This window comes from Acinetobacter lwoffii (assembly GCF_019343495.1).
In the GTDB taxonomy this organism is placed as follows: Bacteria; Pseudomonadota; Gammaproteobacteria; order Pseudomonadales; family Moraxellaceae; genus Acinetobacter; species Acinetobacter lwoffii_P.
Genome location: NZ_CP072549.1, coordinates 2,967,704 through 2,993,556, shown reverse-complemented (window position 1 = coordinate 2,993,556; position 25,853 = coordinate 2,967,704). Strand labels below are relative to the sequence as shown.

Below are 25,853 nucleotides of genomic sequence, written 5' to 3'. Positions count from 1 at the left end.
CTCCAGTAGGCTTTGTCCTATACTGCCCCCGATATTATTCGATGCTGAATCATGCTTGATGCTGGTTCAGCATTTTTATTGCACAAAATCTATTTATCACCATAGTCAAAACTGATCATAGAATTAATACGGGCTATCAAATTTTTATTATTTTTATAATTAAAATCAATTGTTTATTTAAAAACCACCTATTTCATTCCAATATTATCCATATACTTAAGCTACTATCGCCTAACTTGTTTCTAGCTTCTAACTGTCCCTTAATAGCATCAAATGCAAGTCGATTGAATGGACATTCGCTATGAGCAATACTAATTACACTACTGAAGTGGCAATCCTTGGCGCCGGCCCTGTAGGCTTAACCATTGCCAACTATCTGAGCAAGCAAGGCGTAGCTGTCACGATTGTCGAGCAACTGGATAGTTTGATTGATTATCCACGTGCGATTGGAATCGATGATGAATCCTTACGTACCATTCAATCTTTGGGTTTAGTCGATCAAGTCTTACCGCATACCACTCCGAATCATGCGATGCGCTTCTTGACGCCTAAAGGTCGCTGTTTTGCAGATATTCAGCCTTTAACACGTGAGTTTGGTTTCTCGCGCCGTAATGCCTTTATTCAGCCACAAGTCGATAACGTCCTACTGCAAGGCTTAAAGCAATATAAAAACACCCAAGTGCTATTTTCTCGTCAATTGACTCAGTTTAGTCAAGATGCTGACGGCGTAACACTCAATCTGCAAAATAAAGAGGGCGATGCAGAAACCATCCGCGCTCAATATCTGATTGCCTGTGATGGCGGTAATTCTTATGTGCGCCGCAACCTGGGCATTGCCTTTGAAGGTGAAACCGCACCGAATCAATGGATCGTGATTGACCTTGAGAATGATCCGCTTGCTACACCACATATTTACTTATGTTGTGATCCGGTTCGTCCTTATGTATCAGCCGCATTACCACATGGTATTCGCCGTTTTGAATTTATGGTCATGCCGGGTGAAACGCAGGAAGAACTGAGCAAACCGGAAAATATTGCCAAACTTCTTTCTAAGGTTTTACCAAGCACGGAGGGTATCGAAGTGATCCGTCAGCGTGTCTATACCCATAATGCCCGTATTGCCGACAAATTCCGTGTCGACCGAATTTTACTGGCCGGTGATGCAGCGCACATTATGCCGGTGTGGCAGGGTCAGGGTTATAACAGTGGTATGCGTGATGCCTTTAACATGGCCTGGAAAATGGCACTGGTTGTTCAAGGCAAAGCTGGCCCAGCACTTTTAAATTCTTATCAGATCGAGCGGAAAGACCACGCCAAGGCGATGATTGACCTGTCGGTGATGGCAGGTCACGTACTGGCACCACCGAAAAAATGGCAAGGTTTTGTTCGTGACGGCATTGCCTATGCCCTGAACTACATCAAGCCGATCAAACAGTATCTGCTGGAAATGCGCTTCAAACCAATGCCGAAATATCATGACGGCGCACTTTTGAGTAACGGAGCCAAAAACTCTCCAGTCGGCAAGATGTTTATCCAGCCTCAGGTTCAACTGGCTTCGGGTGAAACCGTATTATTGGATGAAGTGATCAGCAATGATTTTGCGATTATTGCCTGGGGTGTCGATCCGAAATGGGGTCTTAGTTCGGAGACGTTGCAACAGTGGAAATCGCTCGGCGTGAAATTCATTCAGGTAATTCCTGCGGTGCAATTGCAAAATAGCCAGCGTAAACAGTATGAAGATGTCATCACCATTGGTGATATCGGCACAGATATCCGCTCGTGGTTTGGCAACACGTCTGAATCCGTTGTGATCTTGCGTCCTGACCGTTTCGTAGCTGCCCTGGCCATTCCTCAATCGATGGAAAGCACCAGCCAGCAACTGTTTAAAAAGCTTTACCTGAAATAATATTAGGGTCACTTTTCACCACGCTTCGGCGTGGTTTTTTTTATTGTTTTTAAATATCTCGGACAATATATAGACCGAGGAATTAGACTCGGTACTCTTGAAACCACGGGATATCTTTCAGGGAATCACGGCGAGCCATCTGCTGCAGGAAGAGCCTAAACTCGTCAAATGGCGGTAAAATTTTCGCAGATATGGCGAAGATCAAACAGTAAGCCACATAGAGATCCGCCGCCGAGACTTTTTCACCCAACAGATAAGGACTAGCCTGCCCGATGCCCTGTTGCAGAAAATCAAATACGGCTGCTTCATTCCCAAAACTTAAACTTCTCCGGTTCTTTTCAATATTTTCTGGCGACACCTGCAAATTTTTTATATCGATATATTCGGTGAAGGGTCCATGACAGAAAAACATCCATTTTAAATACGCCCCACGCTTCGGATCATCCAAAGCAGGTGCCAATCCTTTGTCACGATATTTATCTGCCAGATAGATAAAAATGGCGGCCATTTCTGAAATGACGACATCCTGATCTACCAGACAGGGAACTTTTCCCATCGGATTGATCTGTGTATACGCCTGCTGATGCATATGCCCATAGGCGACTTCCACCTGTTCAATCTGATCTTCAATCTGCAATTCTTTCAGCAAAGGCAACAAGGTCAGGCCACGTGATTGCGGGTTGTTATAGAGCTTCATCATCCTGCTTCAACCGGTTTTTTATTGTTAGATGTTCAGTATAAAGTGATTTGCAGTCCCGATTTAAAAGGATGTGCTACAGATCATTTCTGTCGCACGGCTTTTCATCTGGGCTGATCAAGGATGCAGATATTAGAAAAGATCCACACAAAACTTTTCTTTTAATACTTTCAAAATCAGATCAATCACCACATGTTTTTGATCCTTGCGATAATTGGCATACAGTCCAATCATCGGTAACGGTTCTAGGGTCTTTTTCACCACAATATTATCGCCGAGCAATGGAATCACATAGGCTGGCACCAGACTCCAGCCCACGCCCATTCCCACCAGATTGACATTGAGCAGAATATTGGTGGAATACTGCACCACATTCACTTTTAATTTGGACTGTTTAAAAAAATCCTGAATCAGCTTATGCAGTTGCGGTGAGGACTGCTCATCACTAATCACAAAGTCCTGATTTTCAAAACTCTTGATACTGACATAGGACAAGGCCGCAGCCGGGGAATCTTTCGGCACGATCAGGGTTAGAGGCTCATCAAAAATGCGGATCGAATCAAACTCACTCAACTGCCCTGGATATCGGGTAAAGGCAATGTCAATCTGTCCATTTCTTAAAGCACTAAACTGTTCTGCATCGGTCAGACTGTGAAACTGTGCTTTCAGTTCAGGAAAATGCGCGCGGATATTCGGCATGATATAAGGAAAGACTTTCATTTCCGCGACCGGGACAAAACCGATATTCAGCTGGTCCTGCTGTGCATTGGCGATCTGTCTGGCAGTCTGAATGGCGCGCTCTGCATGCTCAAGACTCAGCAAAGCTTCTTTTAAAAACGCCTGACCGGCTTCAGTCAGTCCGACCTTACGGTTATTCCGCTCCAGCAACTGCACGCCAACCTCACGTTCCAGATCCTTGATCTGCTGGCTCAGTGATGGCTGTACCGTATTTAATTTTTCCGCGGCACGGGTAAAATTCAGTTCCTGCGCCACTGTAACGAAATAACGTAAATGCCTTAATTCCATTTTATAACTCCAAACTTGCCGGGCGCTTATTTTGCTTTTTGGCAACATACTGACGATAAACCAATATCGTCACAATGACGAGTGCGGCACTCAAAACATAAGTAGTTTCAAAGCCCCAATAGGCAATCAATACTCCCATTGCCACGGAACCGATCGCTAAACCCAGATCAAACAGGGTAAAGAAGGTTGAAATCGCATGTCCCATACGCTGTTTGTCGACCGACTGAATGGCCAAGGTCTGCAAACATGGGAATAGTGAACCATAACCGATGCCAATAAACACTGCCGACAACCATAATATCCATTGATTGGAAATCAGACTGACAATCACCAGACCAATGGCAAAGAAAATAAATGAAGGATAAATCACCGCACTGGGTCCCTTACGGTCATAAATCTTTCCAACCCAAGGTCTGACCAGCAACATGGATGCTGCAAATACAATAAAGAATACGCTGGTATAGCCCAAAAGCTGCTTGGTTTCACTAAATGCAGTAATAAAACTCATGATGCCCGAGTAGGCAAAAGCGGTTAGTAAAGCCACAAAACTTACCGCCAGAACTTTGACTTCCAGAATATCCTGCAAGCTCAAGCTGGTTTTTTCTGTGCTTATAGCTTCAGGTTTTGGTAACTCTGTGATTTTGAGCATCCAACAGAAAATGAGCCCCAAAGAAATGATAACGGCAAGAATGCCAAATAAGACTTTGAAGCTGGTGAACTGAATTACGGTCAATGCCAGCAAGGGTCCAAAAACCACACCCAGATTGGTCGACATGACGAAATAGCCCATGCCCTCACCTTTGCGCTGTTCAGGAATAAATTCATTAGCGACGGGTACTGCCACCGTGGTCAGAATACTGAACCAGATACCATGTAAAAAACGCACCAGCAACAGCGACCACATGCTATCTACCAGCAAATAACTAAAGGAAAATAAGGCAAAAATCACGCCTGCACCGCGCATCGAGATTTTCTTGCCGAGCTTTTCGATGATCATGCCGGAAAATGGCCGAACCGCAATCGAAGAGGCCAAAAATAGCGTCAGCGCCAGACCCGCTTCTTTTACCGAACCGCCCAGATCTTTCATGATGTAAATCGGCAAGATGGTCAGTAAGGCAAAATAATAAACAAACAGGAAAAAATTATTGAATAAGCACAAGATAAATGAGCGATTCCATAACCGCTCAGCGCTAACTGACATAATCACCAACTCTTAAAATTTGTAGGGAAATAGCACAAACTCAGGCTTGAACAGTGACCGGATGCAAGGCCAACTCGACCAGATTCTGGATATAGTGTTCATCTGGAATCCGGTTGAAAAAAATGATCTGGTAATGAATCGGGCCGTATAAGGTATCCAGCATCAAATCAAAAGGATAATCAGCGCGGATTTCTCCCCGTTCAATCGCTTGCTGAATCAGTTGATGGGTCTGTTGTCGACGTGGCAAGAGATATTGCTGAAAGAACTCACCTGCCAGTTCGCGGTGATTGGCAATCACTACCAGCAAAGCCCGCCCCACTGGATGATTCAGTGCTTGAGATAAAGAACTGAGTTGTTGAATAAGATTACTTTTCAGGCTTTTAGACGTATCCAGTTCAAATACCGAAGCCGTATGTTGCTTGAAAGTGTCTAGTACCAGTTCCGATTTATGTTTCCACCAGCGATAAATCGTGGACTTGCCAACGCTGGCACGTGCCGCTACATCTTCAATCGTCAGCTGATGATATTCACATTCTGCCAGCGCATCTGCGACTGCCTGTAAAATGCACTGCTGTCGCCGGGAACTTTTTTCGTCACTGCTCATATTTTTCTACTTAACTTTTAAAATCTAAAAACCGAAACGATACGTATCGTTTTATATTAGAGTAAAAAATGGCAAAGCTCCAGTGAAAAACAAAAATTGAATCAAAAAAAAAGACCTCCTGAGGAAGGTCTTTTCTCAATCACGATTTAACTTAACTCTGTGCAGTCTTTTTATAAATGCTGCAAGAAGGATGATGATTTTCTTGCAAACGCGCGACTTTACGCTGTTCCGCTGCTTCAAAACGGCAACGTTTCCAGTCATTGTCCAGATTCAAAGCTGGAATCTGTTTTGGTTTACCATTTTCATCCACCGCGACCATGGTGAAATAACAGCTATTGGTATGACGTACCGTTCTCTTTTGAATATTCTGAGCTTCTACACGAATCCCGATTTCCATCGAGGTACGGCCAACATGATTCACACTGGCCAGAAATGTAACCAATTCACCGACGTGAATTGGCTCTTTAAAATTCACCTTGTCTACAGATAAGGTCACGACATAACTACCCGAATAGCGACTTGCACATGCATACGCCACCTGATCCAATAATTTCAGAATGGTTCCACCATGAACATTTCCTGAAAAATTTGCCATATCTGGCGTCATGAGAACTGACATCGTTAACTCTGACTGGTCATCCGACACTGCTGCAATTTGATCTAAAGGGGCCATCGTTTTCTTTGAACTCTTTGAATGACAAGGTTATCGTTTATTATTATAGCGTTTTTAACATGAATAAAATGTTCAATTCGGCAAATGAAGCATCACAATTATTGATATAGAAAATGTATTCATACAGAAAAAAATATATTTAATTGCTTAAAATCTCAGTTAGAAAGTTAAGTGCCAATAAATCAACACTTATTTATCTGGGGTTGATCACACAGCAACTGAGAATTTTTCACTGTTTTAAGCTCTGAACAAAAATAATTCAGGAAAATAAAAAGGCTCTGTGTGATTTAAAGCATCACTGGCCTGAGCATTTCCTGCGCCACGTTCTGATAACTTAAAATTTGTTGACCATCCAAGGTCGTTTCAACGGTAAAAGAACCATCCTGATGGGTCGCGGTCACTGTAAAAATATAGTGTTCGAATTGTGCCAGTTTGACCTGCTGTCCAATTTTAATATGCATCATGATGTCTACATCTGTGTAGTGATCTTTTCAAACTGCATTCTGGCATGAACATCGATGCTTTTGAATATTTGATCAACTTAAGTATACGAATAATAATATTAAAATTTTAATTTAAGACGAATAAGGCTTATTATTTAAAACAATATACTTATAATTCAATTTGTTATATTTAAAATTAATTTTATCTTTTGCGATAATTCCGACTGACTGATACACATAAGCAATCATCTTAGCTTTTATAACAATCAGTTAAGCGTTACAGCCGATGATCCGTTATCCTTTTGATTGAATATCCCTATACTGCGATATAGGGATAAACAGAAATTTCAAAAAAAAGATTTATTGAGCTTGATGTTTATGTACCACAAACTGTGGAATGCGATGTCCTTGAGCATAATCATGTTTTTGGTAGGCTTGTGAAATTTCCATCAACTTTAACTGGGTCGCCTCGGCACCAGCCTGCATGGTGAGTTCCCTGCCACGTACATCAAAGATATGGCCTTTTTCGCGTAAGTCCGGCTGAATCACCACATCTGCATGCTTTAATTCTTCATGTGCCAGATGTTGCTGCATAATATTAATGTTCTGATTAAACAGTCCCCAGACATTGGTGGTTTCCGTGTGAATGGGCTGTGCCAGAATATCCACCGCAATCACAATATCGGCTCCCAGCTCACGTGCCACATCGACCGGCACCGGACTGACCAGACCACCATCTACATATTCTTTACCTTGAATAATAGTCGGAATAAACATACTCGGAATCGAGACTGAAGCACGTACCGCCTGTCCGGTATTACCATAATTAAAAACGACTTTCTTGCCTTCTTTCAGCGCGGTTGCTACCACAAACATCGGGATTTTCATGGCTTCAAGCGGAGTTTGATCGACCTGCAAATTGACATAGTCCTCAACTTTTTTGCCATCAAAAAAACCTTTTCTGGCCAGTTTGATATCACGGACATCATTCGGTCGCATGCTGAGAGCAATATTGCGCAGTTCAATCGCCGGTTTGCCACTCGCATAAATGGAACCTACAATACTGCCCGCACTGGTTCCGACAATAAAATCGGGGTGAATACCCGCTTGTTCCAGTACTTCCAGCGCACCAATATGCGCATAACCACGCGCACCCCCACTGCCTAGGACTAAAGCAACTACAGGACGCTGTTGGGTTTGCTTGATCTTTTGAAAATCAATTTGATTTGGACGTGCCTGAGCTTCTCCGCGTTGTGCAGCAGGTTGTAGATGACTGGTCGCCGCTTGGGCTGTCATGGGGGTCGTTTGGCAAGCACTCAGGCCAAATGTACCCAGTATCACCATACTCAACACATATTTCTGCATGCAGAGAATGTCCTCATTAATCTAAAGCAGCATAGTGTATAAACACATGCATAAATAGTCTGTAGAATTTCGTAAAACTGTCATACAGTTCAGCTACTTTATCTTCATTTTTCCCCATAACTGTATGTCTTCAATCTCACTGTATCGGATTTTCCTGATTTTCTTGCAACTGGGCTGCATTTCATTTGGTGGTCCAGCGGCGCATCTGGTGTTTTTTCACCGAAAATTTGTGACCCAACTGCAATGGTTGAATGACACCCAGTACAGTCAACTGGTCGCTTTGGCGCAACTTTTACCCGGGCCGAGCAGCAGTCAGGTGGGGCTGTCGATCGGTTATCTGCAACGGGGCTATACTGGTGCCGTGATCGCATGGTTGGGTTTTACCCTGCCCTCAATGATTCTGATGACCTTGGTGGCGCTCTTGGGTCAAAGCTATTTCCATATTTTAAACTCAAACAGCTTTCATACCATCCAGTTAATTGTATTTTCTGTCATCGCCTGGGCATTCTGGCAAATGCTGAGAAGCTTCTGTAAATCAGCTTGGCAATATGCTGTCTTAATCCTCTCTGTCGCATTACTGATAGTCGTTTCAGTGAGTTTTAATCAGATTCTTGTGATTATGCTGGGCGCAATCTGTGGACTCTTGGCTGGATATTTTTCCCCATCAGATTCAAAACCTAAAGAAATTAACAAAACAGCAATCAGCTCGCCTTATATTCGATCTGCCGCTGCGCCCTATTGGCTGCTGGCATTTATCCTGCCATTTTTGCTGCTGCCCTTAGCAGGCAAATTATGGGGCCAATCGGAGCTACAATTTTTTTCTAATTTCTATCAGACTGGCTCGCTGGTGTTTGGTGGCGGTCATGTAATTCTGCCTTTGCTGCATCAGGATTTTGTCACAACCGGTTTAGTCAGTGCAGAGTCTTTTGATCTTGGCTATGCATTTACCCAGCTAATGCCGGGACCTTTATTCAGTTTTGCCAGTTATATTGGTGCTTTGCTGCCTTGGACGCCTTATGCCCGGCTGAATACATTGTTAGCGACCTGTGCAATCTTTTTACCTTCATTTTTCTTGATCTTTGCCACCTTGCCTTACTGGTCGTGGTTGATGCAGCAGCGCCATATTCATCAGGCGGTGATGGGCATCAATGCTGCAGTAGTGGGACTGTTACTGTATTTATTGCTGGATCTTTCACAACGCTATTTTAGTTATGGGTCCGACCTGGTCTTTGTTGCGGTGATGATTGCCCTGCTACGCTCAAAATTACCAGTCTGGTTCAGCCTGATTTTGGGCTTCGTGCTTTATCAAAGTTATTTAAATTTCTTCTAAAGAAAACTTTGGCACAAAAAAAGCCCCGAATGATCGGGGCTTTTTGCTTCAAGTCTTACCAGATATCTGATTTGACCTTGTCTTTAAATTTAGGATGGTTATCCAGTTTAAATTCAGGCTCTTTCACGCCGCGCTTCAGCTGACCGGTATAATCTTTGAGTAGCATCAGCAGGAATGGCATCAGCAACAAGATTGCGATCAGGTTGATACTTGCCATGACACCCATGAACAGATCCGCCATATTCCAGATCAGTGGCACGCTGGCGATGGAACCGAAATACACCATCACCAATACAAATAAACGGAAAATCAACATAACCCGGCTATTATTATTGATGAACTGGACGTTTCCTTCGGCATAGGCATAGTTACCGATAATCGAAGAATAGGCAAACAGGAACAGAATCAAAGCCAGGAAGTCATCACCCCAAGCACCAATTTGGCTTTCGAGTGCCATTTGGGTCAAGGTCACGCCTTCAAAGCCTGCATTTTCATACAGACCTGAAACCAGAATAATAATCGCGGTACATGAACACACCACAAAGGTATCTACAAATACCCCGAGCATCTGTACCAGACCCTGGTTGACCGGATGTTTGACATCGGAAGCTGCAGCAGCATTCGGTGCCGAACCCATCCCTGCCTCGTTAGAGAACAGACCACGCTTGATGCCCATCATCATGGCCATAGATACCATGGCACCAAAGAAACCACCAGCGGCGGCTTCAAACTCAAAGGCTTTACTGAAAATGAGCTGGAAGATGGATGGGAGCAGATCGTAATTGATGACCGCAATATACAAAGCCACAGCCAGATAAAGCACAGCCATAAACGGCACAAAGCTTTCCGCGACTTTTGCAATCCGTTTAATTCCACCAAAAATGATCACCGCAGTCATCAAGACCAGAAACAATCCGACCCAGGAAATTTCCAGATTCAGGCCGCCTAATGGCAGAATCAGGTTCGCCTGATCCCAGCCCCAGGCATGAGAGGTTGCTCCGGTAATGGCATTGGCCTGAACTGCATTGAAGACAAAACCATAAGTCGTGATCAATGCAATCGCAAAGACAATCCCGAGCCATTTCTGTTTCAGGCCTTGAGTAATGTAATAAGCTGGACCACCACGGAATTGCTGGTTTTTGTTATCTCGCACCTTAAACAACTGTGCCAAAGAGGATTCAACAAAAGCAGAACTCATGCCCAAAAAGGCAGTAAACCACATCCAGAACACGGCACCGGGGCCACCAATCGCAATCGCAATGGCGACACCTGCGACATTGCCCACCCCGACCCGGCTTGCCAGTCCAGTGACAAAGGCCTGAAACGGGGTAATGCCGTGCGTATCCTGAACCTTGCCACGGCTATTTTTCATGACTTTCATGCTGTGCCAGAACAAACGAATTTGTACTGCACCGGTCATGATCGTGTAGAAAATACCGACTGCGACCAGAAACACCACCAGAAAATCCCATAAAGGACCATTCAGGGCATTAATCCAGCCGAGTAAGGTTTCATTTAACTGATCATTCATGTCACATCCTTATGAGCCTATGACTCATCGTATCAGGCATAAAAATTATGCAAAAAACTTCAAAATCATCTGAATAACAGTAGCATTGATTAAGTCAACAAAGAACGCACCACATAATGGAACGATCAGGAAGGCTTTATGCGACGCACCATACATATTGGTAATCGCCTGCATATTGGCAACCGCTGTTGGCGTTGCACCCATACCGAAACCACAATGACCTGCTGCAAGTACCGCAGCATCATAGTTTTTGCCCATCAGGCGGAAAGTGACGAAAGCTGCATACAAAGCCATGGTGATGGTTTGCGCACCCAGAATCACCATGAGTGGTCCTGCAAGGTCAGCCAATTGCCATAATTTCAATGATAACAATGCCATTGCCAAGTACAGCGACAATGAAGCATTACCGAACACATCAATCGCACGATCGAAAATCTGAACCTTGAAAACACCTTCCAGTACATTACGCAGGATGACACCACCCGCCAATGCCCACACAAATGTTGGCAGTTCAAATGCAGTACCTTTACTGAAACCCGTCATAAACTCTGCAAAAGCCAAACAGCCTGCGAACAGGCCCAAGGTCGTGATTGCATTATCAGCGGTAATTAAACGCACCTGATGCGGATATTCAAACGGTACATATTCACTGGTCGTGCTATCCATTGGCGTATTGTCACGCTTTTCGATCTGCTGATCGGTACGTGCAGTAGCCAGGTTATGACGATTGATCAGTAATTTGGCCAATGGTCCGCCAATAATACCGCCGATAATCAAACCAAAGGTCGCACTTGCCATACCTAGTGCCAGCGCACCTTGAATACCATGTTCGACTTCTAGAATTTCACCCCATGCGCCTGCAGTACCATGACCACCAGTTAAGGTAATCGAACCGGCAATCAGGCCAATCAACGGATCAATACCCAGTAATGTTGCCAGACTCATGCCGACCGCATTTTGCAAAATAATGAAAGCCGAAACAGCAAACAGGAAAATAACCAGACCGATCCCGCCTTCACGCAACTTGGAAAAGTTGGCACTCAGACCAATCGAAGCAAAGAAAATCAGCATAAAGCTGGTTTGTAATTCTGCACTGGTGGTGATGCTATATCCCCACAATGAATGCACCAGCAATGAGATAATCGCCGCAACCAAACCGCCCGCAACCGGCTCAGGAATATTGTAACGTCTTAAAAAATCGATTTTATTAACCAGGAATCGGCCGAGTAACAAAACAATGACTGCGGCAATCAAGGTATAAAATGCGTTAAAAGTAAAATCCATAATTTTTTGCCCAAGATGATTTTGAATTTTTTATTGTTCTAAAAGTGAGGGAGTGCGCTAGATCTCTAGCTCGCTCATTAGATCTTTATCTGGAAATATCCTGATTTGATCTATCACCATTAGAAAAACAAACCGATTTATCATCTCTTTTAAACTTATGAATATCATCATCACGATCATATTCAACAAATGAGAGATTTATAAAAGCAACACCTTTTCTATTCCGACACTCAGTCTGTTTGAAAATTGCAGACATTTTTCTAACAGACGCGCATGCTGGTAAAAAAAACTGTGTTTTAAGCTCAAAAAAACATTCAGTGCTTGATGAGTGCTTTCAACCTAAAGACTTCATTCAAGCCATCTGGAATCGCGTTATTTAAAACAGATCTTAATCACAAAATGCATGAATTAAGATGAAAAGTCGTACATTATGCTGTTTCTTTGTATCAAGTTTTATTTCTTTTTATTAGCAATAGTTAATTTACCTATAAAAAATAATTATAAATTCTCATTTTTATATGAAGATTAATCTATATTTTAATTCAAAAAAAATATTAATCTTTTACTCGACACGGAATGAAACAGGGATCTTGAAATTAAATTATCTTGATTTTCAGTCAAAATAAACCAGTTCTCTGTTTGAAATTGTTATTGTTGAATGGTTCAAGCACTTGGGTTTTAAGCCATTTTTTAAATCAAAGACCAACATTATGGGTAAATCCATTGCTATCACTGAGGCGATTTAAGCCCAGCTAAAAGCATGCGAAATTTTATTATTCAAGTCATTTTGCTGACAAATTGTTTTTTTCAGCTGGCGGAGAATGAAATTTTCCTATCCCCCGTTCTGTTTGTTTAGTTTATAGTCATTGCAAACTCAATAAGGATATTTGACTGGACCTCATAATGGATCAAAATCTTGTTCATGCTGTAGATCACACGATCACCTCTCGCCATTCAGTGCGTGCTTTTTTAAATACCCCCGTTAGTACAGACACCTTAAAAGAGATTTTGACGGTTGCCAGCCGCGCGCCCTCAGGAACCAATACCCAACCCTGGAAGGTGTATGTGGTGACAGGTAAAAAGCGTGATGAACTCGTGCAACGTGTCTGTCAGGCACAAATGCAAATCTATGCAAATCCTGCATTGTCACAGCAGTATCAGGAAACTTTTGCCTATTATCCTGAACAATGGATCTCGCCATTTATTGAACGTCGTCGTGAAAATGGCTGGGGTTTATATGGCTTGCTGAATATTCAAAAAGGCGAAAAGGAAAAAATGGCGCGTCAGCAGCTGCGTAATTTTGAATTATTTGATGCACCTGTCGGCCTATTTTTTACTGTACATCGTTCTTTGACCATTGGATCCAAGATGGATGTTTCCATGATGATCCAGAATGTCATGCTAGCCGCAAAAGCCCGTGGCCTGGACACTTGCCCGCAGGCAGCCTGGAATCACTTTCACCCGATCGTGCTTGATCTGGTCGGCGCACCTGGTGATGAAGAGCTGGTCTGCGGTATGGCACTGGGTTATGCCGATCCAGAGCAGATTATTAACAGCTTTATCACCCCGCGCGTTCCCGTAGAGGAATTTGCCGTGTTTATCGATGAGTGATGCAAGCAGGGCTAAGCCAACTTGCTTAGCCCTCTGTTCGATCCAGCATTTTTAATATATTAGAGAACGCCCAGCATCTATGCATTTTGCAAGATTGGCATCTTTATTTTAAAAATCGCCCAAGCGGAAATACCGACAAAAACCAGCATGATCAAGGCCATATTCAACAAAGCATGCCAGATCAGAAAATTCAGTAATACACCGCCCAATAAACCACAGACAAATTGCATACTGCCCATAATCGCACTGGCAGTTCCTGCCCGCTCGCCCTGTTCAGCCATTGCCAAAGCCATGGCATTCGGACCAGTAAACCCGATAGATGCCACCACAATAAACATGCCTAACAACACCCAGAGCACAGAATCGACGTCCAGACAGCCCAGCAAGATTAACCCTAATACACCGGCAAACTGCAGGCAGGTGCCGATTTTCAGGCGCTGCAATATCGAGAATCGTCCAGCCAGACGTTTATTCAAGGTCGAAAACAGCATGATGCCGAAAGCATTGGCACCAAAGGCATAAGCAAACTGCTGCTCGGTCAGTTGATAACGATCCATCAGAATAGTCGAAGAAGCACTGATATAACAGAACATCACCGCACCGGAAAAACAGCCGGCATAGAGCGGGCGTCGAAAGCTTGGATCCTGAAAAATAGTACGGTACAAACTTAATACCTGCTGGAAGTTCAGCTTGAGACGACGTTCTGGCTCCAGGGTTTCTTTAAATAGAAAATGTACACAGGCCAGACTCAACAGACCGCAGCCCATCAGCACCAAGAAGATCACATTCCATTCATAAAACATCAATACCCAGGCCCCCAGACTCGGAGCGATGATTGGTGCAATCGCAGTCACAATCATCATGCTGGCAAAGGCCTGAGCTGCTGAATGCATATCCAGGCGATCACGAATTGCAGCACGTGCCATGACCACCCCGACACAGCCACCGAGGGCTTGCAGAATCCGTGCAGCGATCAGACTCCATTCATCCTGCGCAAAGACACACAGCAAACTTGCCACAATGTATAAACACAGCCCAAAATACAGTGGCGGTTTACGCCCAATCCGGTCACTGATCGGACCATAAATCAGTTGTCCGATCGCCAGACCGAAGAAATAAGCTGGCAGGCTATTGGAAACCATTTGGGTACTGACACCAAAATCTGCTGCCATGGCCGGTAAGGCCGAAAGATACATATCAATGGACAAAGGCCCGAGTGCACTTAAGGTCGCCAGCAACACAATCCAGAACATGGCATAAGGTTGTTGTACTATTTTATTTGTTGTCATAAGCATGAAGATTTAAAGCGCTAATATGCAGACAAATTAACACAGTGCATAGTATGATTTAGCCTGAAATGAAGATTTATAAATATACTATTTTCATTAGCCTATTCAGATTCAGCTCTAAGACTGCAGTATAAAGGATGACCTTTGAAATCTTGGCTCACTCGTCTCAAGCAAACCACCTATAATACGACTTTGATGTATAACCTGCGCATGATGACGGCATTTGCAGGTACCGCCTTTGTTCCCTATTTTATGGGACAACAATTGATGACGATTCCACTGACTTTAGGCGTGGTCGCAGCCGGTTTAAGTGATATTGATGACCGCTTTTCGGTGCGGATTTTAAATCTGCTGTATACCTACATTGGCTTCTTTATTACCGCAGTGGGCGTATATCTGCTCTTTCCTTATCCCCTGCTATTTGCCTTGGCCTTAATTGTGTCCTGTATTGCCCTGATTTTGCTGGGTTCACTAGGGCGACGCTATGCCACGATTTCTTACGGCTGTCTGGTGATTTCCGTTTATTCCATGCTTGGGGTGGAGCTGTTTGATGAATGGTATAAACAGGCTGGTTTATTGGTCATCGGCGCGATGTGGTACGGTCTGCTGTCGACACTCAGTTTCCTGACTTTCCCTGCCCGGTTGGCGCAAGACAAGCTTGCCATTTCCTATTCTGCGCTCGGTGACTTTTTATATGCTAAGTCCAATCTGTTTGATGTGGACATGACGCCGAAAAGCTATCAGCAGAGCATGATTGAACTCTCGCTTGAAAACGGCAAACTGATTGCGATTTTTAATGAAATGAAAACGGCTCTCCTGACCCGCCTGAAAGGCGACCGTGGGCAAAAAGATACCCGTCGCAGTCTGCAATATTATTTTGTCGCGCAGGATATTCATGAACGTGCCGATTCAGCGCATATTGATTATCAGAAACTGGCCAAGATTTTCCAGCATAGCGATATCCTGTTCCGCTTCCAGCGCATCATGTCAATTCAGGGCAAAGCCTGTAAGGACCTGAGTGAAAGTTTGCTGCTGCGCAAACCTTATGTGCATAACCAGCGCTTCAAGCATGCCTTTGATAACCTGAGACAGTCTCTGGATAAGTTACGTCAGGAGCAGCAGTATGATCAGGTCTGGATCAATTCCTTATTTGCGCTGTTTCAAAACTTGAAATCGATTGATGCCCAGTTACGCAACCTGGAAACCGAGCAAAATATCAAGTCCGAGCGTTTCAAACATATCGAAAACCAGCTCAGAGATGATGACCTGAAAGGCTGGGATGACATCAAGATTCGGATTAAACAGCATTTGACACCCGAGTCGGTGCTGTTCCGGCATGCCATTCGCCTGTCGATTGTGCTGCTGATCAGCTATATCTTCGTACAGGTCAGCAATATTGAATATGGTTACTGGATTTTATTGACCGCACTCTTTGTCAGCCAGCCCAACTTTAACGCCACCAAACGCCGTTTACGTCTGCGTATTGTCGGTACGTTGGTCGGTATTATTCTAGGTTATGCCATTTTGTATTTTGTGCCTTCCATCGAAGGACAATTATTGCTTCTGGTACTAAGTGGAATTCTGTTCTTTGAATTGCGCAGTAAACAGTATGCACAGGCCACCGCCTTTATCACGATTTTAGCCCTAATCAACTTCAATCTGGACGGTATGGGCTATGCCGCGGCCATTCCGCGTATGATCGATACCCTGATTGGCTGTGCGATTGCCTGGTTCGGCGTCAGCTTTATTTTTCCGGACTGGAAGTTCCGGCGTTTGCCGCGCAGTATCAAACGCAGCTTGCAGGCAGAAGCGGATTATTTGAGTGAAGTGATCGAGCAGTATAAGTCAGGACGTAATAATGGCCTGAAATATCGGATTGTGCGCCGTGCTGCCCACAATACCGATGCCGAGGTGGCTTCACTGATTTCGACACTGGCCACTGAACCGGATATTGATCCGGTACAAAAATCGCTGGCCTTTGAGTTCCTGTGCCTGAACCATACTTTTATCAGTTATATTGCCGCACTGGGCGCACACCGGGAAAAAATTGAAGATCAGGACATTCTGAATTTACTGGACAAAGCTCTTGAGAACATTCGTGGTGCATTGATACGAGATGAAATGCCCGATTTAAGTGCGCAAAATATGATTCCCCATATTCGCCAGCGCCTGGCTCAAGATCAGGAGCAAGATCAGAAATCCCTGATCATTTTGCAGCAGCTGTCTTTAATGTTCAGCATTTTAAAGCAGTTGAGCCAACTGAAACAAAGTTTGAGTCATGAGCGTGATGAACAGGCAACTGAATTAGGTTCATTATAATTTGGCTGATTTTGGAACAATATACTCACTGAATTGGTACAATTAGTGCTAAACTTTTTACAGTTTAAAATCTGCTAATTTCATTATGACCGCGAAAAATTTATACGCTTATACCCTACAGCCTGTGAACTATGAAATTTCAGAAGCCGAGCAGCGTCATGCTCAGCTGGTGATCTGGCGTAGTACCAATAAAATTGGCATGAAAGCATGGCTGATCATGGGTGCTGTTGTTGCACTTTCTATTCTGGGCATTCTGCTCCTGAAGAACTATTCTACCGTCTTCTGCTGGGTGGCGATTGTCTGTGTAGTGTTGTATTACCTGATCCGTACCTTTGGTCTGGAATGGTATGTTAAACGCAAGATGAATGAATTTCCGGTACAGGAAATCAAGGGTGTTCGCCTGGGCGTACAACCACATGGCATCGTGATGCGCCAGAAAATGGGCATGCAAGAAGGTGTTGGCGCGATTAGCTGGAAAGACATCTATGAATGGTACAACACACCAGAATTCATGTTGGTCAATTTCAAAGTAAAAGGCCAGCAAGGTGCGTATATCCTGCCGAAACGTCTGGACAGTAAAAACTTCTCTTTCGCCACGATTCGCAAGCATCTGGAAGCCGAAGTCGGCGCAGCAAAACAAATCTAAACTGTTCTTTCTTCAGTGAAAAACCTCCTGCCCCGGCATGGAGGTTTTTTTAATCTCAAAACAATAAATGATAATGAGAATAAATATTATCCTCAACACCTATAATTCGGGCTCAAACTTCAGTTATAATTTTGCCACTTTTATAGATCTCACCCTTAATCTGACGACCATGTTTAAAAAGACATTTTTCCAAATCCACTGGTTTCTGGGGATTACAGCAGGTTTAATCCTCTCGATAATGGGGGTCACTGGCGCAATCTATTCCTATGAACAACAAATATTAAAATGGATGAATAGCGACAGTTATACGGTTCAGGTTCAGCAACGTGACAAACTCACGCCTGCCGAGCTGTATCAGCACTTTAACCATACTGCGCCTGACATGAAGATCAACAGTATTACCGTGGCACAAGATCCGAGTGCTTCGAGTACTGTGAATGTTGCCAAAGAAGGCGCACGGCGTGGTCAGAACATCATGATCAACCCCTATACTGCGGAAGTCTTGCCAGAGATTAAGGGTGGGGAATTTTTCCAGTTTGTTCAGCAACTGCATCGTAATTTGACGGTTGGTCCGGTGGGTAAGCAGATTACCGGTGCCTGTACCCTGATGCTGATCTTTTTTGTCTTGTCAGGTCTGTACCTGCGCTGGCCGAAACGTCATTCGATCAAGCAATGGTTCTTTGTAAAACCTCAATTGAAAGGCCGTAATTTTATCTGGGATCTGCATGCTGTTGTGGGAACCTGGGTGGTAATTTTCTACTTGATTCTGGCCTGTACCGGTCTGTACTGGTCTTATGACTGGTGGCGCAATGGCATGTTTAAAGTGCTGGGTGTGGAACGCCCGCAACCGGAAATGCAGGCCAATGCCGGCAATAACCGTGGTGAAGGACGTCCAGGCGGCGAACGTGGCCCACGTGCTGAAGGTGAAGCACGAGGTGAAGGCCGTCAGGGTGGCGAACGCGGTGCTGGTCGTGAAGGCCGCGAAGGTCTCAGCCCTGAAGCTACTGTCCGTGCATTGGACCAGAGCTGGATTGGCTTTAACACTGAATTTTCAGATAAGTATTCTACTGTAACGTTTAACCTTCCGAAAAAACCGGATGGTGAAATGCAACTGAGCTTTGTCGATCCAATCGTTCAGCATGAACGTGCACGAAACAGCGCTACTTATAATTACCAGACAGCTGAATTTACCAAAGTTGAGCTGTATGAAGATAAAAAGCTCAATGAAAAGATCATGAGCAGCATGTTACCGGTGCATCGTGGCAGCTTCTTCGGCCCGATCTACCAGTTCCTTGTCATGGTCGCAGCCTTGTTGATGCCATTATTCTTCGTAACCGGCTGGATGCTCTATCTGAAACGTCGCAAACAGAAACGCTTAACGCTGGCAGCACGTCAGGGTGCAACTCTAGTAAACTTGGATGAAAATGCCAAACCGTGGCTCATTGCTTATGCCTCACAAACAGGGGTTTCTGAGCAGCTGGCTTGGCGTACAGCAACTGCCCTGCAGGAAGCGCGTCAACCGGTAACAGTGAAGCCAGTACAACAACTGACGCTAGCCGATTTACAACAAACCGAACAGGTATTATTTGTTGCCAGCACCTATGGCACAGGTGAAGCGCCGGATCTGGCCTCTTCTTTTGAGAAAAAAATCCTGTCTGCTCAAGCTGATCTCAGTTATTTAAGTTATGCGGTATTGGCCTTGGGTTCTCAGGAATATCCAGACAGCTATTGCAGTTTTGGTCACCGTATTGATCAGTGGTTAAAACAGAATGGTGCCCAGCAGCTATTCAATACGATTGAAGTCGACAATGCCAATAACGAGCATATCCAGCAATGGAATAGTGCGCTGGAACAAGTCACTCGACTTGAGCTACAAGCGATGAGTATCGATAAGACCTTTGATCGCTGGAGTTTGAGTAAACGTGAAGTCCTCAATCCGGGTAGTCTGGGTGCGCCTGCCTTCAATATCGAACTGACCCCTGAGCATGAAGCCGTCTGGCAAGCAGGTGATATTGCCGAGGTTCAGCCAGGGAATAGCCAAGAACGTATCGATGCATTTATGCAAAAGCACCAGATAGCAGCGGGTACACAAGTACATTCTATGCAACAGAATATTGAACAGGCACTCTGGGATCGTGATCTGACTCAGGCTGAACCTTTTGATTCTCTGGATCAGCTCCTCACGCAATTACCGGTTTTGGCAACACGTGAATACTCCATTGCCAGTATTCCAAGCCAGCAGGTTTTACGTCTGGTGGTACGTCAGCAAACCGATGCTAGTGGTAATCTGGGATTGGGTTCAGGCTGGCTGACCCAGCATGCGGCTCTCAATACGCCAATTGCACTGCGTATTCGCAGCAATGAATCTTTCCACCTGATTGATGACAACCGCCCGATTATCTGTATTGGTAATGGTACCGGGATTGCGGGATTATTAAGCCTGCTCAGTGCGCGTAACCGTCAGGACTATAGCCAGAACTGGCTGATCTTCGGTGAACGTCAGCGTGAACATGACTTCTTCTTTGAAGAAACCATTCAGGCCTGGCTGCAAATGGGAACCCTGAAACGTCTCGATCTTGCGTTTTCTCGCGACCAGCAGGAAAAAGTCTATGTACATCACAAATTGCGTGAACAGGCTGAAGAACTGAAAGCCTGGATTGCTCAAGGTGCAGTGATTTATGTCTGCGGTAGCATCAATGGTATGGCCAGCGATGTGGATCAGGCCCTGACCGAGATTCTCGGTGAAACAATGCTAGATCAATTACGCCTGGATGGACGTTATCGCCGTGATGTATATTAAGATAACCTGATATGCTAAAAACCGGGCTCAATGGCCCGGTTTTTATTGAAGATGCAAAAGCAATAATAAGAATATGAATAAGAAAAAAGGAACCCTGGATGCTCAATCAACTTAAACGAAGTCTTAGCCTGATCTCTGGCTTGATCCTATGTATCAATAGCGTCTGGTTACTGAGCCAAGGTCAGAGGCATTTTGCTATTGCCCTGTCGATCTTCATTGGGGTGGCACTCATCCTGTACGCCTTATTTTTTTCATCTATTCAGCGCTGGAAACAGAATTCCCGATTCAGAACCTTGTTCTGGAACAGTCTCTGGGGCGGATTTTTATTCTGGATAATCAGTGTCGCGGCTTTCTTTGTTTATATCCAGATGTCAATCAACCCGAATATTCCGGCACGACCTGCTGCAGCGATTTTAGTATTAGGCAGTGGCATTAATCAGGGTCAGCCCTCACCCATCTTAAAAAATCGTCTGGATACCGCAGCAAAATATGCAGAACGATATCCAAATACTTTAATCATTATGACCGGTGGACGAAATTTCCGGGAGAGACAGAGCGAAGCTGAAGTCATGCAAAGTTATATCTACACGAACTATCCGCAGCTCAAAAACCCCATTAGCTTAGAAGATCAAAGCAGAAGTACCCAACAGAACCTGCAATATTCTCAGGCAATCCTAAAACAGCAACATATTGATCGAAATGAGCCCATTGCGATTGTCACTAGCGATTTTCATAGCCCTCGTGCCCGTGCCATTGCCAGACATCAGGGTTATCAACAAGTCATCAGCCTGAGTGCCAGCACACCCCAGAATGTTCGCTATAATTCCTGGTTACGCGAATATTTTGCTTTGATAAGTGGCTGGCTACTGAATGAATATTCATTGTTCCAATAAACAAGCTGTTTTAAAAACAATAAATTTAATTTAAACGGATCTGCCTAGGCAAAGGCATATCCGGATTTTTAAACAGTTCCGGCTTTTGTACATAGATCTGATACAGATAATTTTTAATATCAAGTAATAATTTTTCCGGTGCCACCAGAATATTCTGCCCTTCCGGGGTCAGGTCAAGCGAAACAATGGTACTTTCCTGACGTAAAAAGGGAATGACTTTCTCTACAAAATCCTTGAGACCAATTTCCTGAATCTCGTAATTTTCCCAATTGTCTTTAATCAACAGTCGAGCCAGACCTTTACTTTGCCAACAGGCAAATGCGCGTTGTCCGGTCGGCGTGGCACATAAGGCCCACCCATCCTGATAGAGTGCAAAAATGCCAGCATTAGCAACAATGGCTTCAATATATTGCTTATAAAGCTGTTGAGGATCGAAAGCAGTTTTTTGGGATTTGGTCGCGGCTTTGCGCTGATAGGGATTTCTCATGGTCGTGAAATCTTAATATTATTATAATAGAATCAGATTCTAAGGAATAAATAGCGTTGAAGCAAGAAGATATGGTGGGCGCTGACGGGATCGAACCGCCGACATTCTGCTTGTAAGGCAGACGCTCTACCAACTGAGCTAAGCGCCCTGAGAAAACAACAGTGTTGTTTTAAATGACGCAAGACCAACAAGGGATGTAGTCTTGGTATCTTGAAAACTCAGATCTCAGGAATCCAAGCTTCTCATCTTAGGATGGCGCAGCGGACGGGGCTCGAACCCGCGACCCCCGGCGTGACAGGCCGGTATTCTAACCAACTGAACTACCGCTGCATCGTAAGAATCTGGTGGGCGCTGACGGGATCGAACCGCCGACATTCTGCTTGTAAGGCAGACGCTCTACCAACTGAGCTAAGCGCCCTGATAAAGAGTGTCAATCTTTAGTTTATTAAATTCAGGCTCAGGGACCTCAATTTAATTTCTTTTGAAATGGCGCAGCGGACGGGGCTCGAACCCGCGACCCCCGGCGTGACAGGCCGGTATTCTAACCAACTGAACTACCGCTGCATCGCAAAAGAATCTGGTGGGCGCTGACGGGATCGAACCGCCGACATTCTGCTTGTAAGGCAGACGCTCTACCAACTGAGCTAAGCGCCCTCAAAAGGTCTATCGTATAAATGGCGCAGCGGACGGGGCTCGAACCCGCGACCCTCGGCGTGACAGGCCGATATTCTAACCAACTGAACTACCGCTGCATTTACACAATGTCGCTATTGTGGCAAACGAAAATCAAGATCTTAAAGTGGCGCAGCGGACGGGGCTCGAACCCGCGACCCCCGGCGTGACAGGCCGGTATTCTAACCAACTGAACTACCGCTGCAACTATAAGGTCTCAACATGAAAGAGCTTGGTGGGCGCTGACGGGATCGAACCGCCGACATTCTGCTTGTAAGGCAGACGCTCTACCAACTGAGCTAAGCGCCCTTTCTAAACGTCTATCATCGTTTGATGGGTGCATTATAGAGAATCTGCACAGCCTGTCAAACGCTTTTCGGAATGTTTTCCACTTTTTAGGTGTGAGTGATTAAAAAATAGGTTGTTTGTTAAAAAAAACAACACTTTTTGTTTATTTTTTAAGTCTCTACCGAAATTTTTTAATTTTCAAAATGAAAATTGAAGCGAAATTTTGTGTTTTACCCTGCGAAGTTTCAGTCTAACCACACGACATATTGCAATTCTGATTAAGGATTATACAAAGCTTTAAAATACTCGACGTTGTGTTCATGTAATCTTACAACTGTCATTTATTTTTATTCAGAAAATGCCAGTAAATCTAAGCTTCAAATAATCATTTAACCCATTCCATGCGATAAAAATACCATCTGGATCAGATTAATCAATCTTTTCTGCTGTCTCCACCAAGCAGATTCAGTCCATAAAAACAAAACCATTTTCACATAATCTTAAAATCTAACTTTTATTCGCTTTTCGAAACATTCAGCCTGCCCAGATCTAATGCCTGTTCTGAAATATAGACCAGTGCATCTTCACTGATCAGGTCAAATAATTCAGCGACCTCCGGATTACGCATACGGATACAGCCGTGCGACAGCGGCTCTCCCATCTTTTCGGTTTCTGGGGTGCCATGAATATAGATATAACGCTGATAGGTATCGCAGCCCTCGCCTTGATTAAAACCCGCTTCAAGGCCACTCAGCCATAAAATGCGCGTCAGGATCCAGTCCCGCTGCGGGAATTCTGCCGCCAATTGGGGATTATAAATTTCACCCGTCGCCTGACGTGCGACAAATACACTATTTAAGGGAGCATTCTGACCAAACTTTTCAGCAATCTTGTGCCAGCCACGAGGAGTCTTGCCACTATTTTCAGTTTCACCAATGCCATTTTTGCCACTGGAAATCAGATATTGCTTGTTTAGACGGGGCAGATACAGTTTTTGTTGGGCAAGATCAATCAGGATATCGGCTTGATCCAGATGCAAGGTATTCATGACTTGTTATTCTCAGATTCTATTTTATTTGGCTTTATAGGGTTTAACTGATTATCTTCAGATGGCGCTGTTGGTAGATCTGTCTTTTCTGGGTCAACTGTATTTTGCTGAATAAGGATCTGATTCGGTTCAGGGCGTCGCCATAACCAGATCGCGACGATCAGCATCGTAATATTGGTAAAGGCTTTTACGGCCAAGGGTGCAGTAGTAAACAGCATGATGATCCCGCTGATCAGCATCATGATACTGGCCAGCCATTTGGCCTTACGCGGTACACTACCATGCGCGCGCCAATCTCTTAAGGTTGGACCATATTTGGGATGATTCAATAACCACTCATCCATTTGCGGCCAGCCTTTGGATGCTGCCCAGGCCGCCAGAATCAAAAAGACCGTTGTTGGCATACCCGGCAGGATTGCACCGATAAAGCCCAGGATCACAAACAGCACCACCAGACTTCGCCAAAACAACACTTTCATACATCAACCCTAGCCGCAGAATTCAGGTAGTATAAAGCGTTTTCCGATACTGTCCGTTGTATTTCTGCACTTTTCACAGGTTGTACTATGCCCTTTTCCAATTTAAACCAAAATCTTGTAGAAGCATGGCAACGTTATCAACATCCTCTGGTGCGTCAACTGGCATTTGCTGTTGGCAGTCCGAATATCCTGTCCCATATTCCAGATGAACTTGAGCTCATACATCGCTTTGAGTTGCATGACAGCCAGATCTGGCAGCAACATCTTAGCCGTTATCATCTACGTTTAGAGTTTCTTGATCAGCACCCAGAAGAATTAATTGAATTTGTGCAGCAACTGAAAAGCACGCGTTTAGGGCTGCGTTTTGAAATGCTGGTCTGGTTCTGGTTGCTTGATGATGCTTACCATCCCTATCGGCTGCTTGGCCATAGTCTGCAAAAAATTGAAGGCGCCAAAACCTTGGGTGAGCTGGATTTTCTGCTATTGAATACTGCTACAGAACAGATTGAACATTGGGAAGTAGCACTGAAATATTATCTGGCCGAAGCCGATTTTAGTCTGCCGCATTGGTATGGCCTGAACCGCACCGATACTTTAATCAGAAAAATGAAACATTTCACACAAAAACAATTCCAGTTTGATGAGGCTTTGCAGCATCCCATTCAAAAACGGTATTGCGTCCTGAAGGGACAGCTGTATTTGCCTACACATCATGCCGATCAGCCAATTCCCTCATGGATCAATACCGAGCGTCGTCTGGGCTTATGGGGACAGCATATTCCTGCTGCACAGCACGGTTTCTATCGTCTGCAACGACATGAATGGATTTATCCGCAAGCCCGGCCGAGCAGTTCAGCTGCGATTTGGTGGACGGATGGACTTTATAAAAAACTCGATAGCAATGACTTTTATATGTATCGCAATCCGGTGCTGATTCAGCATCCTTCGCATAAGCCCCTATAAAGCATTACATTTATTAACCGAAGCACTATGAAAACCACATATTTTTTAGAGCGTATATTTTCTACTCTAAGTCCCACATCATAATAATTTTATTATTGATTATACGGAGATGATGATGAAAAAAATTCTTGCTGCTTCATTAATGATGGCTTTTGTATTGACTGGCTGTAACACCGTAAAAGGCATGGGCAAAGATGTGTCTAAGGCTGGCGATGCGGTAACCAATACTGCTGAAAAAACCTCTGACGAAATCCGTCAAAACTAGTTTTTTCCTAAACGCTCACAGAACCCTATCCCA

General features: G+C 44.4%; 21 protein-coding genes, 8 tRNA genes and 1 pseudogene. 9 read left to right on the top strand and 21 right to left on the bottom strand.

Going from position 1 to position 25,853, the window contains the following annotated elements; genetic code table 11:
- The first annotated feature begins 301 nt into the window (after positions 1 to 301).
- Positions 302 to 1,906, top strand: coding sequence for a bifunctional 3-(3-hydroxy-phenyl)propionate/3-hydroxycinnamic acid hydroxylase (locus tag J7649_RS14030; protein WP_219308705.1), 1,605 nt, complete (start codon positions 302 to 304; stop codon positions 1,904 to 1,906).
- 82 nt (positions 1,907 to 1,988) lie between these two features.
- Here J7649_RS14030 and J7649_RS14025 read toward each other — a convergent pair whose 3' ends face one another.
- The 7 genes from J7649_RS14025 to J7649_RS13995 all read right to left on the bottom strand — a co-directional run bounded on the left by J7649_RS14025 (position 1,989) and on the right by J7649_RS13995 (position 7,915).
- Positions 1,989 to 2,603 (bottom strand): glutathione S-transferase family protein, encoded by a 615-nt coding sequence (locus J7649_RS14025; RefSeq protein WP_219310134.1) that lies wholly within the window; start codon positions 2,601 to 2,603, stop codon positions 1,989 to 1,991.
- Between the two features lie 132 nt (positions 2,604 to 2,735).
- Positions 2,736 to 3,629: a LysR substrate-binding domain-containing protein gene (locus tag J7649_RS14020; protein ID WP_005247812.1), complete on the bottom strand. Its 894-nt coding sequence runs from the start codon at positions 3,627 to 3,629 to the stop codon at positions 2,736 to 2,738.
- 1 nt (position 3,630) lies between these two features.
- Positions 3,631 to 4,830, bottom strand: a complete 1,200-nt coding sequence (locus J7649_RS14015; RefSeq protein WP_005104033.1) for an MFS transporter — start codon at positions 4,828 to 4,830, stop codon at positions 3,631 to 3,633.
- A gap of 40 nt (positions 4,831 to 4,870) precedes the next feature.
- Entirely contained in the window at positions 4,871 to 5,434 is a 564-nt protein-coding gene (locus tag J7649_RS14010; RefSeq protein ID WP_219308703.1) for a TetR/AcrR family transcriptional regulator, read from the bottom strand.
- A gap of 151 nt (positions 5,435 to 5,585) precedes the next feature.
- Complete coding sequence (locus tag J7649_RS14005; protein ID WP_004280680.1) at positions 5,586 to 6,107, bottom strand: acyl-CoA thioesterase; 522 nt, start codon at positions 6,105 to 6,107, stop codon at positions 5,586 to 5,588.
- 287 nt (positions 6,108 to 6,394) lie between these two features.
- Positions 6,395 to 6,571: a hypothetical protein gene (locus J7649_RS14000; protein WP_004731959.1), complete on the bottom strand. Its 177-nt coding sequence runs from the start codon at positions 6,569 to 6,571 to the stop codon at positions 6,395 to 6,397.
- A gap of 339 nt (positions 6,572 to 6,910) precedes the next feature.
- Positions 6,911 to 7,915 (bottom strand): patatin-like phospholipase family protein, encoded by a 1,005-nt coding sequence (locus J7649_RS13995; RefSeq protein ID WP_219308701.1) that lies wholly within the window; start codon positions 7,913 to 7,915, stop codon positions 6,911 to 6,913.
- Between the two features lie 124 nt (positions 7,916 to 8,039).
- Here J7649_RS13995 and chrA point away from each other — a divergent pair, with 124 nt between their 5' ends.
- Positions 8,040 to 9,245 (top strand): chromate efflux transporter, encoded by a 1,206-nt coding sequence (gene chrA, locus J7649_RS13990; RefSeq protein ID WP_219308699.1) that lies wholly within the window; start codon positions 8,040 to 8,042, stop codon positions 9,243 to 9,245.
- 55 nt (positions 9,246 to 9,300) lie between these two features.
- On the opposite strand, the gene J7649_RS13985 is transcribed toward chrA, so the two are convergent.
- The gene (locus J7649_RS13985; RefSeq protein WP_004731963.1) at positions 9,301 to 10,776 is read right to left on the bottom strand and encodes an alanine/glycine:cation symporter family protein; all 1,476 of its coding nucleotides are present in this window, start codon (positions 10,774 to 10,776) and stop codon (positions 9,301 to 9,303) included.
- Between the two features lie 45 nt (positions 10,777 to 10,821).
- Positions 10,822 to 12,060, bottom strand: a complete 1,239-nt coding sequence (gene gltS / locus J7649_RS13980; RefSeq protein WP_219308697.1) for a sodium/glutamate symporter — start codon at positions 12,058 to 12,060, stop codon at positions 10,822 to 10,824.
- Positions 12,061 to 12,963: 903 nt separating this feature from the next.
- On the opposite strand from gltS, the gene J7649_RS13975 reads away from it, so the two are divergent.
- On the top strand, positions 12,964 to 13,671 hold the full coding sequence (locus J7649_RS13975; protein ID WP_044111503.1) for a nitroreductase: 708 nt from the start codon (positions 12,964 to 12,966) through the stop codon (positions 13,669 to 13,671).
- Between the two features lie 77 nt (positions 13,672 to 13,748).
- Here J7649_RS13975 and J7649_RS13970 read toward each other — a convergent pair whose 3' ends face one another.
- Entirely contained in the window at positions 13,749 to 14,966 is a 1,218-nt protein-coding gene (locus J7649_RS13970; RefSeq protein ID WP_219308695.1) for a multidrug effflux MFS transporter, read from the bottom strand.
- Positions 14,967 to 15,104: 138 nt separating this feature from the next.
- Between J7649_RS13970 and yccS the strand changes: the two genes are divergently transcribed.
- The 4 genes from yccS (at position 15,105) to J7649_RS13950 (ending at position 21,618) form a co-directional block, all read left to right on the top strand.
- Positions 15,105 to 17,279, top strand: coding sequence for a YccS family putative transporter (yccS, locus tag J7649_RS13965; protein WP_219308693.1), 2,175 nt, complete (start codon positions 15,105 to 15,107; stop codon positions 17,277 to 17,279).
- A gap of 85 nt (positions 17,280 to 17,364) precedes the next feature.
- A complete protein-coding gene (locus tag J7649_RS13960) occupies positions 17,365 to 17,925 on the top strand; it encodes a YcxB family protein (protein ID WP_004280696.1) in 561 nt (186 codons plus the stop codon).
- Between the two features lie 169 nt (positions 17,926 to 18,094).
- On the top strand, positions 18,095 to 20,725 hold the full coding sequence (locus J7649_RS13955; protein ID WP_219308691.1) for a PepSY domain-containing protein: 2,631 nt from the start codon (positions 18,095 to 18,097) through the stop codon (positions 20,723 to 20,725).
- Positions 20,726 to 20,823: 98 nt separating this feature from the next.
- On the top strand, positions 20,824 to 21,618 hold the full coding sequence (locus tag J7649_RS13950; protein ID WP_180037071.1) for a YdcF family protein: 795 nt from the start codon (positions 20,824 to 20,826) through the stop codon (positions 21,616 to 21,618).
- Positions 21,619 to 21,643: 25 nt separating this feature from the next.
- On the opposite strand, the gene J7649_RS13945 is transcribed toward J7649_RS13950, so the two are convergent.
- From J7649_RS13945 to J7649_RS13895, 11 genes and pseudogenes are all read right to left on the bottom strand, one after another.
- Complete coding sequence (locus J7649_RS13945) at positions 21,644 to 22,105, bottom strand: DUF2750 domain-containing protein (protein ID WP_004645832.1); 462 nt, start codon at positions 22,103 to 22,105, stop codon at positions 21,644 to 21,646.
- A gap of 72 nt (positions 22,106 to 22,177) precedes the next feature.
- Positions 22,178 to 22,253: transfer RNA gene (locus J7649_RS13940), tRNA-Val, on the bottom strand.
- A 105-nt stretch (positions 22,254 to 22,358) separates the two neighbouring features.
- Positions 22,359 to 22,435: transfer RNA gene (locus J7649_RS13935), tRNA-Asp, on the bottom strand.
- 12 nt (positions 22,436 to 22,447) lie between these two features.
- A tRNA-Val gene (locus J7649_RS13930) sits at positions 22,448 to 22,523 on the bottom strand.
- A 69-nt stretch (positions 22,524 to 22,592) separates the two neighbouring features.
- A tRNA-Asp gene (locus J7649_RS13925) sits at positions 22,593 to 22,669 on the bottom strand.
- Between the two features lie 14 nt (positions 22,670 to 22,683).
- Positions 22,684 to 22,759, bottom strand: a tRNA-Val gene (locus J7649_RS13920).
- Positions 22,760 to 22,780: 21 nt separating this feature from the next.
- Positions 22,781 to 22,857, bottom strand: a tRNA-Asp gene (locus J7649_RS13915).
- A gap of 48 nt (positions 22,858 to 22,905) precedes the next feature.
- Positions 22,906 to 22,982 (bottom strand) — tRNA-Asp (locus tag J7649_RS13910).
- A 28-nt stretch (positions 22,983 to 23,010) separates the two neighbouring features.
- Positions 23,011 to 23,086 (bottom strand) — tRNA-Val (locus tag J7649_RS13905).
- 493 nt (positions 23,087 to 23,579) lie between these two features.
- Positions 23,580 to 24,113 (bottom strand): cell wall-recycling L,D-carboxypeptidase ElsL, encoded by a 534-nt coding sequence (gene elsL / locus J7649_RS13900; protein ID WP_004731981.1) that lies wholly within the window; start codon positions 24,111 to 24,113, stop codon positions 23,580 to 23,582.
- A gap of 125 nt (positions 24,114 to 24,238) precedes the next feature.
- Positions 24,239 to 24,592: pseudogene (locus J7649_RS13895) on the bottom strand (YbaN family protein); the annotation flags it as partial.
- 87 nt (positions 24,593 to 24,679) lie between these two features.
- Here J7649_RS13895 and J7649_RS13890 point away from each other — a divergent pair.
- Together J7649_RS13890 and J7649_RS13885 are read left to right on the top strand one after the other, a co-directional pair.
- A complete protein-coding gene (locus J7649_RS13890; protein ID WP_219308688.1) occupies positions 24,680 to 25,555 on the top strand; it encodes a DUF1853 family protein in 876 nt (291 codons plus the stop codon).
- 112 nt (positions 25,556 to 25,667) lie between these two features.
- Positions 25,668 to 25,820, top strand: coding sequence for an entericidin A/B family lipoprotein (locus J7649_RS13885; RefSeq protein ID WP_004280704.1), 153 nt, complete (start codon positions 25,668 to 25,670; stop codon positions 25,818 to 25,820).
- Positions 25,821 to 25,853 lie beyond the last annotated feature (33 nt).

Coding starts and splice junctions, on each gene's coding strand:
- J7649_RS14030 (WP_219308705.1), top strand. CDS start 302: ATGAGCAATACTAATTACACTACTGAAGTGGCAATCCTTGGCGCCGGC.
- J7649_RS14025 (WP_219310134.1), bottom strand. CDS start 2,603: ATGAAGCTCTATAACAACCCGCAATCACGTGGCCTGACCTTGTTGCCT.
- J7649_RS14020 (WP_005247812.1), bottom strand. CDS start 3,629: ATGGAATTAAGGCATTTACGTTATTTCGTTACAGTGGCGCAGGAACTG.
- J7649_RS14015 (WP_005104033.1), bottom strand. CDS start 4,830: ATGTCAGTTAGCGCTGAGCGGTTATGGAATCGCTCATTTATCTTGTGC.
- J7649_RS14010 (WP_219308703.1), bottom strand. CDS start 5,434: ATGAGCAGTGACGAAAAAAGTTCCCGGCGACAGCAGTGCATTTTACAG.
- J7649_RS14005 (WP_004280680.1), bottom strand. CDS start 6,107: ATGGCCCCTTTAGATCAAATTGCAGCAGTGTCGGATGACCAGTCAGAG.
- J7649_RS14000 (WP_004731959.1), bottom strand. CDS start 6,571: ATGATGCATATTAAAATTGGACAGCAGGTCAAACTGGCACAATTCGAA.
- J7649_RS13995 (WP_219308701.1), bottom strand. CDS start 7,915: ATGCAGAAATATGTGTTGAGTATGGTGATACTGGGTACATTTGGCCTG.
- chrA (WP_219308699.1), top strand. CDS start 8,040: ATGTCTTCAATCTCACTGTATCGGATTTTCCTGATTTTCTTGCAACTG.
- J7649_RS13985 (WP_004731963.1), bottom strand. CDS start 10,776: ATGAATGATCAGTTAAATGAAACCTTACTCGGCTGGATTAATGCCCTG.
- gltS (WP_219308697.1), bottom strand. CDS start 12,060: ATGGATTTTACTTTTAACGCATTTTATACCTTGATTGCCGCAGTCATT.
- J7649_RS13975 (WP_044111503.1), top strand. CDS start 12,964: ATGGATCAAAATCTTGTTCATGCTGTAGATCACACGATCACCTCTCGC.
- J7649_RS13970 (WP_219308695.1), bottom strand. CDS start 14,966: ATGCTTATGACAACAAATAAAATAGTACAACAACCTTATGCCATGTTC.
- J7649_RS13960 (WP_004280696.1), top strand. CDS start 17,365: ATGACCGCGAAAAATTTATACGCTTATACCCTACAGCCTGTGAACTAT.
- J7649_RS13955 (WP_219308691.1), top strand. CDS start 18,095: ATGTTTAAAAAGACATTTTTCCAAATCCACTGGTTTCTGGGGATTACA.
- J7649_RS13950 (WP_180037071.1), top strand. CDS start 20,824: ATGCTCAATCAACTTAAACGAAGTCTTAGCCTGATCTCTGGCTTGATC.
- J7649_RS13945 (WP_004645832.1), bottom strand. CDS start 22,105: ATGAGAAATCCCTATCAGCGCAAAGCCGCGACCAAATCCCAAAAAACT.
- elsL (WP_004731981.1), bottom strand. CDS start 24,113: ATGAATACCTTGCATCTGGATCAAGCCGATATCCTGATTGATCTTGCC.
- J7649_RS13890 (WP_219308688.1), top strand. CDS start 24,680: ATGCCCTTTTCCAATTTAAACCAAAATCTTGTAGAAGCATGGCAACGT.
- J7649_RS13885 (WP_004280704.1), top strand. CDS start 25,668: ATGATGAAAAAAATTCTTGCTGCTTCATTAATGATGGCTTTTGTATTG.